Annotated in this window: 11 protein-coding genes; 3 read left to right on the forward strand and 8 right to left on the reverse strand. The window is 60.4% G+C overall.

Annotated elements, in window-relative coordinates:
- Positions 1–168: 168 nt before the first annotated feature.
- Positions 169–837: a YiaD family glycine zipper/OmpA-like lipoprotein gene (locus tag BQ4888_RS07100; RefSeq protein ID WP_092055677.1), complete on the forward strand. Its 669-nt coding sequence runs from the start codon at positions 169–171 to the stop codon at positions 835–837.
- 89 nt (positions 838–926) lie between these two features.
- Here the strand turns inward: BQ4888_RS07100 and tatA are convergent, their stop codons facing one another.
- From tatA to BQ4888_RS07140, 8 genes are all read right to left on the reverse strand, one after another.
- The gene (tatA, locus tag BQ4888_RS07105) at positions 927–1,109 is read right to left on the reverse strand and encodes a twin-arginine translocase TatA/TatE family subunit (RefSeq protein WP_092055679.1); all 183 of its coding nucleotides are present in this window, start codon (positions 1,107–1,109) and stop codon (positions 927–929) included.
- A 68-nt stretch (positions 1,110–1,177) separates the two neighbouring features.
- A complete protein-coding gene (locus BQ4888_RS07110; RefSeq protein WP_092055681.1) occupies positions 1,178–2,395 on the reverse strand; it encodes a molybdopterin molybdotransferase MoeA in 1,218 nt (405 codons plus the stop codon).
- 59 nt (positions 2,396–2,454) lie between these two features.
- Positions 2,455–3,069: a molybdenum cofactor guanylyltransferase gene (mobA, locus tag BQ4888_RS07115; protein WP_240746306.1), complete on the reverse strand. Its 615-nt coding sequence runs from the start codon at positions 3,067–3,069 to the stop codon at positions 2,455–2,457.
- 136 nt (positions 3,070–3,205) lie between these two features.
- The gene (nrfD, locus tag BQ4888_RS07120) at positions 3,206–4,369 is read right to left on the reverse strand and encodes an NrfD/PsrC family molybdoenzyme membrane anchor subunit (RefSeq protein WP_092055685.1); all 1,164 of its coding nucleotides are present in this window, start codon (positions 4,367–4,369) and stop codon (positions 3,206–3,208) included.
- Between the two features lie 10 nt (positions 4,370–4,379).
- The gene (locus BQ4888_RS07125; protein ID WP_092055689.1) at positions 4,380–4,934 is read right to left on the reverse strand and encodes a 4Fe-4S dicluster domain-containing protein; all 555 of its coding nucleotides are present in this window, start codon (positions 4,932–4,934) and stop codon (positions 4,380–4,382) included.
- Positions 4,935–4,962: 28 nt separating this feature from the next.
- Positions 4,963–7,176 carry a molybdopterin-containing oxidoreductase family protein gene (locus tag BQ4888_RS07130; protein WP_092055692.1) on the reverse strand — a complete coding sequence of 738 codons (2,214 nt, stop codon included), beginning with the start codon at positions 7,174–7,176 and terminating at the stop codon, positions 4,963–4,965.
- A gap of 434 nt (positions 7,177–7,610) precedes the next feature.
- Positions 7,611–9,554: a DUF3373 domain-containing protein gene (locus BQ4888_RS07135; protein WP_140396614.1), complete on the reverse strand. Its 1,944-nt coding sequence runs from the start codon at positions 9,552–9,554 to the stop codon at positions 7,611–7,613.
- A gap of 193 nt (positions 9,555–9,747) precedes the next feature.
- On the reverse strand, positions 9,748–10,068 hold the full coding sequence (locus BQ4888_RS07140) for a c-type cytochrome (RefSeq protein WP_092055695.1): 321 nt from the start codon (positions 10,066–10,068) through the stop codon (positions 9,748–9,750).
- Between the two features lie 494 nt (positions 10,069–10,562).
- Here BQ4888_RS07140 and ettA point away from each other — a divergent pair, with 494 nt between their 5' ends.
- Together ettA and BQ4888_RS07150 are read left to right on the forward strand one after the other, a co-directional pair.
- Complete coding sequence (gene ettA, locus BQ4888_RS07145) at positions 10,563–12,242, forward strand: energy-dependent translational throttle protein EttA (RefSeq protein ID WP_092055698.1); 1,680 nt, start codon at positions 10,563–10,565, stop codon at positions 12,240–12,242.
- Positions 12,243–12,489: 247 nt separating this feature from the next.
- A complete protein-coding gene (locus BQ4888_RS07150; RefSeq protein ID WP_092055700.1) occupies positions 12,490–14,874 on the forward strand; it encodes a putative bifunctional diguanylate cyclase/phosphodiesterase in 2,385 nt (794 codons plus the stop codon).
- The last annotated feature ends 74 nt before the right edge of the window (positions 14,875–14,948 follow it).

Consider the following 14,948-nt stretch of genomic DNA (forward strand, 5'->3'; position numbering starts at 1 on the left):
GGAAACCGCCGATTTTTCAACTTATAAGGCCCGGCGTCCCAATCAGGCCAAATCGGCCTTCCGGGTTTGGAGAGGGGTAAGGTTGCAATTCGTACCATCGGCGGGTATTATTCTTTCTGCCGCCATTCCGGCGGCGGATTAATCCGAACCCAAGGACAGGAGATTACGATGAAAAAATTGATAGTTTTGCTTTTAGCTTCAACTCTGGTAGCGGCGGGCTGCGCCGCACCCCAGACCAAGACCAGCAAGGGCGCCCTTATCGGCACCGGCGTCGGCGCTGCGGCGGGGGCCGGTCTCGGTCAGGCGATCGGCGGGGATACCGAGGGAACGCTCATCGGTGCCGGCATCGGCGCCCTGGTCGGCGGTTTGGCCGGCGGCTCCTTTGGTCGCTACATGGACAACCAGGAAGCGGCCATGCGGCAACAGCTGGCCTACACTGAAAGCGCCAGCATTCAGCGCCAGGCCGAAACCCTGGCCGTCACCTTCAAGTCGGACGTGCTCTTCGACGTAGGTTCCTCGGCGATCAAGCCGGGTGGCATGACCGAACTCAATCGCGTCGCCCAGGTGCTCAACCAGTATCCGCAAACCACCATCCTCATCGCCGGTCACACCGACAGCACTGGCGCCGAGGATATGAACCAGCGTCTTTCCGAACAGCGCGCCCTCTCGGTGAAGAACACCCTGGTTGGCCAGGGGGTGGACGGCATGCGCATGAACACCATCGGTTTCGGTGAGAGCAAGCCGATTGCCGACAACAACACCCAGGCTGGCCAGCAGCTGAACCGCCGGGTCGAAATCACCATCACCCCGATGCAGGGGGCCGGTGCCCAGGGCTAAATTCCCGGGGGATCCCTCACAACAGCAAAAAGCCCGCTTCCGACAATCGGAGGCGGGCTTTTTGCTGGGCACTTCGGGACGAAATAAATCTATTCGTCCTTCTTTTCTTCGAGTTCCTTTTTCTTTTCATCTTCGTCATCCTTGATCCCCTGCTTGAAATTGCGCAGGCCTTTGCCCAGCGCTCCGCCGACCTGGGGGAGTTTTCCGGCGCCGAAAATAATCAGTACGAGGATGAGGATGATGATCAGTTCTTGCGTGCCTAATCCAAACATGGCCTGGTCTCCTTTGTTTCGTGGATGGGGAAAGGATACATCGGGATGCCGTCATTGTCGAAGGAAAATCAAGGGGTAGCGCGCCCCGGCGGCAGGCGCAGCAGGAGCACTTCCACCTCTTCCCCGGGGGCGAGGTCGGGCGCGCCGATAGGAACCGGCAGCAGGGCGCGGCTCCCCTGCAGGCTGCGCGTCTGTCCCGATTCCTGGCGCGACGAGGGGCTGAAGGCGTAACGCCCCGCCGCTTCCGTCAGGCTTCCCCAGAGGAAGGCCTGACGCTTGCCGCCACCCTTGACCGGGGCGGTCAGGATGGCGCGCAGGCGCGGCGGCAGGGGATCGCCGTGGCCGCCGAGACGGCGCAGGGCGACCCGGGCAAAAAGTTCGAAGGTTGCCGCTGAGGCCGCCGGATTGCCCGGCAGTCCCAGCACCGGCACGCTCCGGGCGGTGCCGAAGAGGACCGGTTTGCCCGGTTTGATGGCGACCTTCCAGAAGCCGAGCCGGAAATCGTGGCGGCGCAACGTCTCCTGCACCAGGTCGCGATCCCCCACCGAGACCCCGCCGGTGGTGATGAGCAGATCGGCCTCGGCCAGACCCCGGGCGATCTTTTCATCCAGCTCCCCGGCCCGGTCCCGGGCGATGCCCAGGGGGATGACGGCGCACCCTTCCTCGCGCAGACGGGCGGCGAGCAGATGGAAGTTGGAGTTGATGATTTGCCCCGGCCCCGGCGTCTCGCCCAGTTCCACCAGTTCGTCGCCGGTGGAAAGGAGCGCCACCCTGGGGGTGGGATACACCGAAATCCGCGTAACGCCGGCGGCGGCAAGCAGACCGATTTCCCCCGAATGAATCGCCGTCCCGGGCGCAAGCAGCGTCTCCCCCGCGACAAACTCCTCCCCCCGCAGACGTACATGGTCTCCCAGTTTTGGCGCTTTTCGCAGTTGAATTTCATCCCCCGCGCTTTCCACCTCTTCGCTGGGTACCACCGTATCGGCTCCCGGCGGCAGGGGGGCGCCGGTCATGATCCGCACCGCCTCTCCAGGCGTCAGGGCCGTCTTCTGCACGGCACCGGCCGGCAGAAAACCGCTGACGCGCAAGGAATCCCCCGCCCTTTGCCCGGCATGGGCAAAGGCATAGCCGTCCATCGCCGAGTTGTCCGCCGGCGGCAGATCCCAGCGGGCCTGTACCGGCGCGGCCAGAACCAGGCCGAGGGCGTCGGCCAAGGGGGCTTCCACGGGCGCCAGGGGGCGGATAGTGTCCAAGAGGATGCGCAGGGCGTGGGCGTAGTCGAGCATCGTTTTAAAATCTTTCGTGCTGAGTGCTGAGTGCTGAGTGCTGAGTGCTGAGTGCTGAGTCAGTTGTCGCGGACGGCGTTGGCCAGATCCGCCGGGGTGTTGATGTTGGTCAGGGCCGTGCGCCAGTTGTCGGGCAGTTCTTCCGGACCGACGATCCGCATCCGCAGTTCGGGGTAGATATCGAGAATACGGAAGTTTCCGGCCTGCAATTGACGGCGGATGACCGGCAGGCAGTTTTGCCCGTAGCAGGCGATCAGCGGTTCCAGCCCTTCCGGTGTGCCGGGGAGGATGACGTCGTAACCGAAGCGGTGTTCGAGCAGGGCGCGAATCAGCTCCTCGTCGACAAAGGGCATATCGCAGGCGGCGACGAAGATGTAGGGCGTCTCGGCGTGCCTCAGCCCGGTATGTAGCCCGCCCAGGGCGCTGCCGGGATAGGCGTCGGCGTAGGCCGGGAGGTTCGGACGAGCCAGGTCCGGGCGATCCCCGGCGATCAGCGTTTGGGGAAAGAGCCGCCCGAAGAGCTCGGAGATCCCCGCGATCAACGCTTTTCCGCCGATCTCCAAGGTCGCCTTGTCCCTGCCCATGCGCCGACTGCGGCCGCCGGCGAGGATTACGCCGGTGACATCGGGGAAGGGAACAGTTTTCATCGATTGTTGCAGCCCGGCGGTCGTCATGATGGCGCCAAGTATAGGGGAGAGCGCGAGGGGCCGCAACTTTTTGCTGAAGCCTCAGGATTCGGCGAAAAAAAGGGCCGGCTTGCGCCGGCCCACGGAGGAGGGGAGCAGGGTCCCCGGTAAAACCTGTGTGAAATCAGTGACGATGGCCGCCTTCCAGGTCGAAGACGCGCTCCGCCAGGGAATAGAGGAAGAGGCAGAGGCAGATGGAGCCGATGACGATGCCGATTTCGGTGAGGGAGGGGAAGTAGTGGAGCAGTCCGTGACTTGCTCCTTCCACCGCCTCGGGGCGCATGGAGACCATCTGCCCGGCGATGACCAGGTCGTAGCGCATGAAGAAGATACCGATGGTCGAGAGCAGCCCCGCGATCATCACCCCGAAGACGGTGCGGGTGCGACGATTGGCGACGATGATCAGCGGGATGAGAATGCCCAGTCCCAATTCGAAGAACCAGAAGTTGAAGGCCAGCGGCCCGGTGATCCAGGCCATGGTTGTTTCGTACTTCTCCGGCGGCTGACCGTAGAGGCCGGGAATGATCTTCCAGACGACGAAAAAGAGGAGTATGCCGAGGAAGAGGGCTTGAAGCTTGCCCATGGTGTACATGAATTCCTGATAGACGGGGGGCATTTCGATCCCCCGCGCCTTGTGGTTGAAGTAGACGATGAGCACGGTCAACGCCGCACCCGAGGCCAGGGCCGAGACGATGAAGTAGATCGGCATGTACGAGCCGTACCAGAAATGACGGGCTTCGAGCAGACCGAAGACCGCGCCCAGGTTGGAGTGGGCGGTGATGGCGGCGAAGAAGCCGGCCAGGCCCGACCAGAAGGCGAGGCGGGTCCAGCCGCGCATCAGCGAGGTGAACTCGAAGATCAGGCAGACCATGTAGAAGCCGTAGAGGGCACCCATCCACCAGATGGCCGAGGTGAAGTTGGGGCTGATAACGGCGTAGAGGCCCATGCGGATCGGGTGGTTCAGTTCCATCGCCATGGTGCCGAAACCGGTACACAGGGTCAACAGGGCGAGCAGGTGGCCGCGGCGGCCGATGATGGCGAACTTCTCGAAGCCCCAGACGTCGCCGAGGCTCGACACCAGGCAAAGTCCGGTGCTGGAGACGACGAAGAAGACGTAGGTGGAGATGAGGATGCCCCAGGGAATTTCCCGGCTTACGTTGTAGACGTGATCGTGGCCGTGGACCAGCACCTGGACCACTCCGACCGCACCTGCCATCATCCCCAGGCAGAGCAGGCCGAACCACATCATCTCGCCGGGGCGCTTGGGTATTACCGTTGCAAAAGACATGATGCTCTCCTTAGATCAGATAGAAAAGGTACGGCTTGGTGCCCATCTCCGGTTTCATCACCCGATGGGGATGTTTCGCCAGCAGGAGAGAGACTTCGCTGTTCGGGTCGTTGAGGTCGCCGAAGACCCGCACCCGGGTCGGGCAGGTTTCGACGCAGGCCGGCTCCCGGCCGGTAAGAATGCGGTGTTCGCAGAAGGTGCATTTATCGACCGCGCCGATTTCCTCGTTGTAGTAGCGGGCGTTGTAAGGGCAGGCGGTCATGCAGTATTTACAGCCGATGCACTTCTTGTTTTCGACAGTGACGATACCGTCGGCGTTGACTCCCGTCGCCTTGGTCGGGCAGACCCGCTTGCAGGGGGTGTTCGCGCAGTGCATGCACTGCCCAGGAGTGAACTCCTGGCCGAGGTTCGGATAGCGGCCGCGCAAGGCTTCTTCCATCACCCAGTTGCGGTAGTTTTCCCGGCCGAGGGGGACATGGTTTTCCGCCTTGCAGGCGACGGTGCAGGCCTTGCAGTCGATACACTTGCGGGTATCGAGGACCATGGCGTAGCGTTTATTGCTCATAATTCAGGCTCCTTGTCCGTCGGCCGCATCAGGCCGGAAGGATTTCCACAAAGGTTTCATGCATCGCCACGTTCCCCGAAATCGGACAGTATTTCTCCTCGATCAGAGCCGCGTCACTCCCCCCCTTGCCGTAGATGTTGGTCTGGGCCTTGGAAAGGACGCCGAAGCCGTGGGCCATGTAGACGCTGTCGGGACGGATCTTCTGCGTCACTTCCAACTTCAGCCGCTCTTCCCCGACGGCGCTGCGCACCTTGACCATCTGCCCGTTTTTCAGCCCCAACTTCTGCGCCTCGACCGGGTTCAGCCAGAGGGTGTTCTCGGGCATGATGTCGTGCAGATAGGGGTTGTTGGCGGTGGTGCCGTGGGTGAAGTAGGCGTGGCGCCCGACCAGCAGCCGGTAGCGGTTGGAGGGCACGGCGGTCGGCCGGGTGTAAACGGGCAGCGGATCGTGACCGTTGTCGGCGTACTTCTGCGAGAAGATTTCGATCTTGCCACTCTTGGTTTTGAGCGCCGTGCCTCGGGTGCGGCCGTAGTTCGGCTCGGTGCTTTCGTAGTAAATTCCCTTGGTTTTCAGGTCTTCGAGGATTTGCGGATTGTGCTTCACCTGGTGGTGGAGGTGTTCTTCCATGGTGAAATCGAACTCGGCGGCGATCTCCTCGCTCAGGCGTTTGGCGATCTCCTGGATGATCCAGAGGCTCTCCTTGCTCTCGAACATCGGCGGAATGCAGGGCTGGCGGAAGGCCACCACCGGCACGATCCCGCCCAGGCCTTCCAGCGGATCCTGGCGCTCCAGGTAGGTCGCCTCGGGCAGCACTACATCCGAATGCCAGGCGGTGTCGCTCATGGTGATGTCGATGGTGCAGATGAAATCCATCTGTTCCATCAGCTTCAGAGTCTTGGCGCGGTTAGGGACCGAGGCCAGGGGATTCTGCTTGTAGACCATCATCCCTTTGATCGGATAGGGATCGGCGGCCAGGGCGCGGTCGCGGAAGGCGGGCCAGGCGCCGTCTTTTTCCGAGAGATAGGTGACCGCCCCATCGTCGAGGCGGCCGGGGATGTCTTCGTCATACCAGGGGGCGAGGTAGTCGTGCTTGGTCAGGGCGATACTGGCGTTGGGAATGAGGCCGCCCTTGGTGTCCCAGTTGCCGATGATCGTGTTGAGAATCGCCATGGCCCGACGCATCTGCGTGTCGTTCGCCATAAAGGAAGAGCGCCGGCCCTGGTAATAAACCGCCTTAGGTGCAGCGGCAGCGAATTCCCGGGCGATGCGGCGGATGTCGGCGGCGGGGATTTCGCACTCGGCGGCCGCCCACTCCGGGGTGTAGGGGGCGATGTGCGGGACGAGCTGCTCGAAGCCGACGGTGAATTCGTCGATAAAGGCCTGGTCTTGAAGGTTTTCCGTGACGATCACATGGATCATGGCGAGGATGAAGGCCATGTCCGTTCCCGGCTTGATCGGAAACCACTCGTCGGCCTTGGCCGAGGTCTTGGTGAAGCGGGGATCGAGATAGACCAGTTTGCGCTTGCCGCCGTCCCCCCGCAGCAGGTCGATGGAGTCGGGGGTCATCAGCGCTTCGCTGCGGTTGGCGCCGCTCATGATGATGAAGTCGGCGTTGAGTACGTCCGGGGTCGGGTTGGTGCCGAAGGTGGCGCCGAAGCCCTGGATGTTGGAAGAAAGGCAGAGGGTCGGATGGCGCAGGGTGTTGGGGGAGCCGTAGCACTCGGCGAGCTGGGTGAAGAAATGCTCCGAGAAGGTCCCTTCCGTCGAGGCGAACATGACGCTGGCGCGGGAATATTTATCCTTGATCTCGTTCATGTTCTTCGCCACCAGGTCGAGGGCTTCCTCCCAGGTGGCGCGACGGAACTTGCCTTCGCCGCGCTTGCTCCCTTCGACGCGGATCAGGGGATATTTCAGGCGGTCGGGATCGTAGACGACCTTGACCCCGGCATTCCCCCGGGCACAGAGCATGGCGCGGCTGCGGATGAAAAACTCGGGGTTGGGGTCGAGCTTCTGGATGACGCCGTCCTTCACCCGAGCGATGAAGCCGCACTTGTTGACGCACATGCCACAGCTGCTGTAGACGTCCTTGCTGCCGAGGCCGGTCGGGGCGTCGATGCGGCCATCCTTGGCCAGCGCCTTGAGGACTTTCACCTGCGAGCCGATGGCGATGGTGGCCAGGGCGCAGGAAGAGAGACCCATGAAGTGTCGCCGGCTGACTTTCTTTTCAAGTAGGCGTGCCACGTTGTTCTCCTTTGCGTGGGGTCGATTTTGCCGGATCGCACGGAGCAATCCCGGGCTGCATGAAACCGTATGTCTCGTTGTGAAGAGGCGGGGATGATGATTGTTGAGCGATAAAATATACAAATAGCGATTTTTGCATGAAGCGGGCCAATCGACTTGAGGAATGGAACGTATATCGAATTACTTGGATAAGCCGTTGCCACGCTTGATTTTTGCGGATTTTTAATCTTTCTCCCCCCGGCACCCGCCAGTACGGGATTCCGCCGAATCGCCGGGAGATATCCGTGAAATCGCGATATATGCATAACCGGGATTCCGTCATTCCGCTGAATCGTCGGGATTCCCGCAAACGAGAAGGATGATTCATAAAAAAAGGGGGGAACCCAATCGGTTCCCCCCTTGGGGTGTGACGCCGGAATGTCCGGTCTGGCTTTTTAGAACTTGACGGTCAGAGCCGCATTGACGTTCCAGGCCGTGTCGACGGCCGGGAGCATGGAGAAGGCTTTGCCATCGAGAACGTCATCGATCTTTTGCGGTTTGCCGACGGGCGAGCCGCTGCCGGTGTACTCGTAGTCATAGTAGAGGCCGGCCAGTTTGATGAACATCTTCGGGTTGACGTCGATGATGTAGTAGGCCTCGCCGACATGACCGCGAGTGGCGAGTTTGCTGCCGATCAGGTCGTCCTGGGCCTGGGTGAAGGGGGTCCAGTATTTGGAGCCGTAGTTGTACTCCAGGCCGAATTTGCCCATGGGGGCGGGAATCTGAACGCCGACGTAGGCCGAGTAGCCGTCACGGTTTTCATCCGAGTCGGCGCGATCGGCTCTCATGATGATTTCGTCACGAGTGTTGTTGAGTTCCGCTACCCAGACGGCGTCGGAGAGCATCCCGCCGAACATGCCGGTTTTGCCGTTGGGGCGGGCCTGGGTCCAGCCGAAGGAGCCGAACCAGTTGATGCCGTTCATCTCCTCGCGGGCAAAGCCGAGGCCGGCGAGGTTGATGTCGCCGATGGTGGTCGAGGGCTGGACGCGGGTCACGAAGTTGAAGTTCGGGAACTTCTGCATGTCCGCGTTCATGGTCGGAGCGAAGATCGGGCCGAACTGGGAGGGGAAAGCGATCGTCCCTTTGAAGCCGTCGGTCACGTCCATGGCGCGGAAGAGGGTCATCTGCAGGAAGTTGGTGCCGTCGTTGAGGAGGTCGATATTGAAGCCGCCGAGGTGGACGTCTTTGGTTTCAATCTCATTGAAGAGCTCGCCGTTGCCGATTTCAGATTCGAAACCCTGGCCGTAGCAGAAACGGATGGTCTGGCCCTCGATGCCGGTGTGTTTGCTCAGGTGGTACCCGGCGGTGATGCCGTCGAAGTTGAAATGGACCAGGTGCCCCGAGGGGGTGCCGCCGCGCTGCTCGTTTTCACGATACTGGCTGGGGGGGCCGTAGGTCGAGGGACGCCGGCCGATGGAGAGATAGAAGGGGGTGTCGCCAATGTCCCGCCAGTCGAAGTAGGCGCGCTCGACACGCACCAGGTCGCCGCTGGTATTGCCGCTGCTGGTGCCGTCCATGGTGAAGGAGTTCCACGAATCGAAGACCTTGGTGCCGGTGGAATCGCCCCAGTTCTTGTACATGAGCAGACGGCCGGAGAAGCTGACGTTATCCCAGACGTCGGCCTTCATGCCGAGACGCAGGCGAGTGGTGTAGGCGATGTCGTTGTTGATGTCTTTGGGTTTTACGATAACCCCAGCAGGGAGCATGCGAAAGGGACCGACGCCAGCAGGCATATTCCCCGACACAAAAGCGCTAAGGAGGTTGGTGTATTGAGGGTCAAGCAGCATTTTGGTGAGAGGAGTGAGAGTAGTAACCTGAGTCCCTGGGGCCCCGCTCATAGCGCCAAGTAAATAGGATAGTTTTTCAGCATCCGTCCCGGACGGGGTGGCAAAACTTAAACCGGTGCCACCAGCGTCAACCAATTGGGTATTAAACCCGGAAGTCACGTTTAGCCCCGTTGGCATTCCGGTTGCTGGATCGAAATTGATTGCCTTGGTGCCAAAATCGTTAAAGTCAACCTGAATACCGGGATTCCAGGTGACGTCCTGGTAGTGCAGGGAGTCGAACTTGTTGCGCAGATCTCCGTACCAGTTGATGCGGTCGAGGGCGGTTTTGCGCTCGACTTTGTCGACGCGGGCCATGAGGTCTTCTACGTCTTCCTCGATCTCGGCGGCCGGGGCCGGGGCGGCTTCGCTTTCCTTCACCTGCGAGGCGATAGCGTTGAGCTGTTCCTGAAGAGCCTGAATCTGCTGTTGCAGCTCTTCGACGGTGGGGGCGGCCAGGGCTGTGGCAGGTACGGCCAAGGTCGCCACCAGCAAGGCGATCAACATTTTACGCATGGTGTTTGTGCCTCCTGATAAAAATGATGACTGTTCAGGTGGGAATTTAGAGCTTTTCTCATGGTTTCCACCCGCAAACTACGGCACCCAATGTGCCAATCCCTCTTCCGACGCACAACGGCTCCGGAGTTTTTCAACCCCGGAGCCGTTGGTTTTTTTCATGACTCGCTCTTTGGCTGTGATGGCATAAGGCTTAGCCGCAGGTTTCCGGCTGATCCGAGTCGGCAGCATGATCGATCAGGTACTGTTGAACGTCATTCATGTCCTTCTCGCTGATGCCGGCCTTGGTCGCGCAGGCCGAGCTCTTGTCGCCGAAGAAACGCTCCCATTGGGCCTGGGTCTTCTTCATGGGGGTGACGACGCCGCCTTCCGCCCCTTCCACATGGCAGGATTTGCAGTTTTTCTTGAAGAGGTACTTGCCTTTCTTGGCGTTGCCGCCTTCGGCGGCGACGGCCGCGGAAGCGCAGAAAGCCGCGATGGACAAAATGGCGATGACTTTGGCAAGACGTTTCATGTTGATTTTCCTCCGTTGCTTGGGTTAGGGCGCCTGCTCCGCCGGTGCGGTGGCGTCGATCAGTCTCTGGCACATTCCCGTTTTGACGTCCTCTGACGTTTAAACGTAAATTTCGAATATTCCTATTTCATGGTTTGTGCCAGATGCCAAGCTTTTTTGTCGGAAAAAGAAAAATTTTTTTAAAACATCCAGTTTTTCATATGTTGTCTGCGTTCGGGCAGCCGAAGGCTGGGGGTGGATAGAGTCTCGATGTTCGAAAGTCATGTGCCGACTCGGTGAATTGACGGAATCCGGTCGGTGAATTGACCATATCGGGCATTTTCCCCCAGGATTGATGGCGGCCAAAAACTCGTTACCGGCCTGCATCTGCCCCCATGCAAAGCTCGCCAAGTGCCGATTTAGGGGTGGAACTCGATGGGGAAAAAGACTAAGATTCAACCCTTTGAAAGAACGACCGCGCTATCTTAATCCATACAAAGGGAGGTTTTCGTTTCATGAGCAACGAAGTCAACAAAGTCATCTATTCGATGATCCGGGTCAGCAAGTTCTATGACAAGAAACCGGTTCTCAAGGATATTTCTCTCTCTTATTTTTACGGGGCCAAAATCGGCGTCCTCGGTCTGAACGGTTCGGGCAAGAGTTCGCTGCTGCGCATCCTCGCCGGGGTCGATAAGGAATTCAATGGCGAGACGATCCTTTCCCCCGGCTACACCGTCGGTTATCTGGAGCAGGAACCGCTGGTGAACGAGGAACGGACGGTGCGGGAGGTGGTCGAGGAAGGGGTGCAGGAGACCGTCGATCTGCTCAAAGAGTTTGAGGAGATCAATCTCAAATTCGCCGAGCCGATGGACGATGACGCCATGAACAAGCTCATCGAGCGTCAGGGGGTGGTGCAGGAGCGCCTCGACAATCTCGATGCCTGGGATCTCGACAGCCGACTGGAGATGGCTATGGACGCCCTGCGCTGTCCCCCGGCCGACACCCCGGTCAAAATTCTCTCCGGCGGCGAGAAGCGCCGCGTCGCCCTCTGTCGCCTGCTCTTGCAGAAGCCGGACATCCTGCTCCTTGACGAGCCGACCAACCATCTCGACGCCGAAAGCGTCGCCTGGCTGGAACATCACCTCCAGCGCTATCCCGGCACCATCATCGCCGTCACCCATGACCGTTACTTTCTCGACAACGTGGCGGGCTGGATTCTCGAACTCGATCGCGGTGAGGGGATTCCCTGGAAGGGGAACTATTCGTCCTGGCTGGAGCAGAAGGAAGAGCGTCTGCGTCGCGAGGAAAGGTCCGAGTCGAACCGGCAGAAGACCCTGGAGCGGGAGCTGGAGTGGATCCGCATGTCGCCCAAGGGGCGCCACGCCAAGAGCCAGGCGCGTATCACCGCTTATGAAAAGCTCCTCGGCCAGGAGGCGGAGAAGCGCGAAAAGGATCTCGAACTTTACATCCCGCCGGGACCGCGTCTGGGCGATGTGGTCATCGAGGCAACGGATGTGAGCAAGGCCTACGGCGACCGCCTGCTGGTCGAAGGGCTGAACTTCCGGCTGCCGCCGGGCGGCATCGTCGGTGTCATCGGTCCCAACGGCGCCGGCAAGTCGACCCTCTTTCGGATGATCTGCGGTCAGGAGCAGCCCGACGCCGGGACCATCCGCATCGGCGACACGGTGCAGCTGGCCTATGTCGATCAGAACCGCACCCTCGACTCGGAAAAATCGATCTGGGAAGAAATCACTGGCGGGCAGGAACAGCTCCAGCTTGGCAAGCAGCTGGTCAATTCCCGTGCCTATGTGTCCCGTTTCAACTTTTCCGGTACCGAGCAGCAGAAGAAGGTCGGCACCCTCTCCGGCGGTCAACGCAACCGCGTGCATCTGGCCAAGATGCTGAAAGAAGGGGCCAACGTGCTGCTCCTCGACGAGCCGACCAACGACCTCGACGTCAACACCATGCGGGCGCTGGAAGAGGCGCTGGAAAATTTCGGCGGCTGCGCCGTCGTCATCAGCCATGACCGCTGGTTTCTCGACCGCCTGGCGACCCACATCCTCGCCTTCGAGGGGGAGAGCAAGGCGATCTGGTTCGAAGGCAACTATTCCGAATACGAGGCGGACCGCAAAAAGCGCCTCGGCGCCGCCGCTGACCAGCCGCATCGTATCAAATACCGGCATTTGACCCGCTGATTTAAGTCATTTGCCCGGTCGTCCGTAGTCGCTGGGGACGCCGGATCGTTCCACCTAAGGCCCGGGCTTGAGCTCGGGCCTTTTTTGGGTTTTCGGCCGCGCACGCTCCGAGCTTTTAATGAGCTAAAAATTTGGCCTGATAAATGCTTCCACTGACAGGGCCATCGGCTTGGGGCGGGTTCCGTCCTTGACGGGCCGCGTGATGGCGAGCATAGTTGGAGGAAATTCATTTTTTGGGGATGTCGGGATGCAGCAGGCCGAAGAGAAGACAAATACAGACACCGAAACCAAGGTCAGCGACTGGGGATTGCCCCGGGGGTTGGGCCGTTACTCCCAGCTTTTCGCCGATCCCTTGGGGCGTTTGCGGCTGGCGGCCAAGGCCCGCTGGCTCTTTCTGGCGCTGGTGGGGGTTTACGGCCTGTGCGCTGGCGTCCTCTATTCCTTCAGCGAGTACGGTTTTTTTCTCAACGGCACGCAGATCGCGATCCTGGTTCTTTCGTCGGCCGCCATCGTTTTTTACAACGCGGTCTTTCCCCGGATCTTCCGCCACACCCGTTTTGTCGTCTCGGTGGCACCGCTACAGATCGTCCTCGATCTCTGTTTCGTCACGGTGCTGGTCTATTTCAGCGGTGGCGGCGCCAGCTGGTTCTGGCCGGTCTATCTGCTGGTCACGCTTGAAGCGGCGGTGTTGGTCGAAAAACGTCAGACCGTCTGGCGTCTCGGGGCGCTTGGCGGCACTCTTTATGGTTGTCTGCTCCTCGCTACCTATCTGCAGCTCATCCCCCACATCGACATGCCCTTCGTCGACCATTCCCTGCATAACGACGGACTCTATCTCGTCCTCATGTGGTGCTGGGTCAGTCTGCTCAATGCGGCGGCGGCGGTGATCGGCGCCTATCTCATGGCAGTGCTGCGCCGCGAGAACCAGGCGGTACGCGAAAGCGGGGAACGCCTGCGCGATTTCCTCGATTCGGCCAACGATCTTATTTTCAGCGCCGATGCATCAGGCCGGTTTCTCTATGCCAACCGGGCCTGGCGGGAGACCCTGGGCTACCGCCCGGAAGCCGAACCGGAGCTGCGCGTGCAGGAGATTCTGCTTGAGGATGACCGTCCCAAGTGTCTGACCGAACTGCAACGGGTCTTCGATTCTCAGGAAAGTCGCTATCTCGAAGGACGTTTCTCGGCCAAGGGGGGGCGGGTCATCGAGGTGGAAGGGAATGTCACCTTCAGTCGGCAAGAGGATTCCCAAGGGGCGATCTGGGCCATCTGCCGGGATGTGACGTCGCGCAAGAAGGCCCAGGAACAGCTTTATCACATGGCTCACCATGACATGCTCACCAGCTTGCCCAACCGGCTCTTTTTCATCGACCGGCTGCAGCAGGCCAACGCCCTGGCCCGGCGGGCGAAGAAGCTGGTTGGGGTGCTCTTTCTCGATCTCGACCGCTTCAAGATCATCAACGATACCCTCGGGCATTCGGTGGGGGACATCCTGCTGCAGGAGATCGCCGACCGTTTGCGGCTCTGCGTCCGCGAAGTCGATACGGTCGCGCGCCTGGGTGGGGACGAGTTCACCGTTATCCTCGGCAATCTCAACACCCTGGAAGAGGCCGAGCAGGTGGCCGACAAGATTCTCAAACGGCTGGCGCAACCGCTGCAGGTGGAAGGGCACGAGCTCTTCATCACCACCAGTATCGGCATCAGCCTCTTCCCCCAACACAGCGACGATCCCGCCGGACTGATCAAGAAGGCGGATATCGCCATGTACTGCGCCAAAGCCCAGGGGCGCAACAATTACAAGATTTACGACGGGGCCATGGATGTCAATGCCGACCGGCGCCTGATCCTGACCAACGGCCTGCGCCGCGCCCTCGATCGGGAGGAGTTCCGCCTGCATTACCAGCCCAAGGTCGAAGCCCTCAGCGGTAGGGTCGTCGCCATGGAAGCGCTGGTGCGCTGGGAGCATCCCGAGCTGGGTCTGGTCGCGCCGGGGGACTTTATCCCCATCGCCGAGGAGACCGGGATCATCATCCCCCTGGGCGAATGGGTCATGCGCCGGGCCTGCGAACAGTTGCGGCTTTGGCAACAGGAGGGGATTACGGCGGTGCGGGTGGCGGTGAATCTCTCCGGCTATCAGCTGCAATACCGCGATTTCGTCGCTTCGGTCCAACGGATTCTCGACCAGGTTGGTTTGCCCGGGGAGCTGCTGGAGTTCGAGGTGACCGAGACGGTCATCATGCAGAATCCCGATTTTGCCGTGTCGATCCTCAATCAGTTGCGCGATCTGGGCATCCACATCTCCATCGACGATTTCGGCACCGGCTATTCTTCCCTGGCACACCTCAAGCGTTTTTCGGTGAACACCCTGAAGATCGACAAGTCCTTCGTGCGCGACGTAGAGAGCAATTCCACCGACGCCGCCATCGCCTCGGCGATCATCTCCATGGGCAACAGCCTCAACCTCAAGGTCATTGCCGAAGGGGTGGAAACGGCCGGCCAGCTCGCCTTTCTGCAGGAGCGCCATTGCGACGAAATTCAAGGATTTCTCTTCAGCAAGCCGCTGCCGCCCGAGGAAGCCGCTATCCTGTTGCGGCGGGGAATATGCACGGCGATCGAGCCCTCCCGCCAGGAGTGAACGGGTGACAAAGATGTCAAAGAAAAAGGGCGAACCTGCGGGTTCGCCCTTTTTCTTTCCGTGGGGATAGCCTA

It is taken from the genome of Desulfuromonas acetexigens (genome assembly GCF_900111775.1).
Taxonomy (GTDB): domain Bacteria; phylum Desulfobacterota; class Desulfuromonadia; order Desulfuromonadales; family Trichloromonadaceae; genus Trichloromonas; species Trichloromonas acetexigens.

What these genes read in the sequence shown, in the direction of transcription:
- BQ4888_RS07100 (WP_092055677.1), top strand. Translation starts at nt 169, where the DNA reads ATGAAAAAATTGATAGTTTTGCTTTTAGCTTCAACTCTGGTAGCGGCG.
- tatA (WP_092055679.1), bottom strand. Translation starts at nt 1,109, where the DNA reads ATGTTTGGATTAGGCACGCAAGAACTGATCATCATCCTCATCCTCGTA.
- BQ4888_RS07110 (WP_092055681.1), bottom strand. Translation starts at nt 2,395, where the DNA reads ATGCTCGACTACGCCCACGCCCTGCGCATCCTCTTGGACACTATCCGC.
- mobA (WP_240746306.1), bottom strand. Translation starts at nt 3,069, where the DNA reads ATGACGACCGCCGGGCTGCAACAATCGATGAAAACTGTTCCCTTCCCC.
- nrfD (WP_092055685.1), bottom strand. Translation starts at nt 4,369, where the DNA reads ATGTCTTTTGCAACGGTAATACCCAAGCGCCCCGGCGAGATGATGTGG.
- BQ4888_RS07125 (WP_092055689.1), bottom strand. Translation starts at nt 4,934, where the DNA reads ATGAGCAATAAACGCTACGCCATGGTCCTCGATACCCGCAAGTGTATC.
- BQ4888_RS07135 (WP_140396614.1), bottom strand. Translation starts at nt 9,554, where the DNA reads ATGCGTAAAATGTTGATCGCCTTGCTGGTGGCGACCTTGGCCGTACCT.
- BQ4888_RS07140 (WP_092055695.1), bottom strand. Translation starts at nt 10,068, where the DNA reads ATGAAACGTCTTGCCAAAGTCATCGCCATTTTGTCCATCGCGGCTTTC.
- ettA (WP_092055698.1), top strand. Translation starts at nt 10,563, where the DNA reads ATGAGCAACGAAGTCAACAAAGTCATCTATTCGATGATCCGGGTCAGC.
- BQ4888_RS07150 (WP_092055700.1), top strand. Translation starts at nt 12,490, where the DNA reads ATGCAGCAGGCCGAAGAGAAGACAAATACAGACACCGAAACCAAGGTC.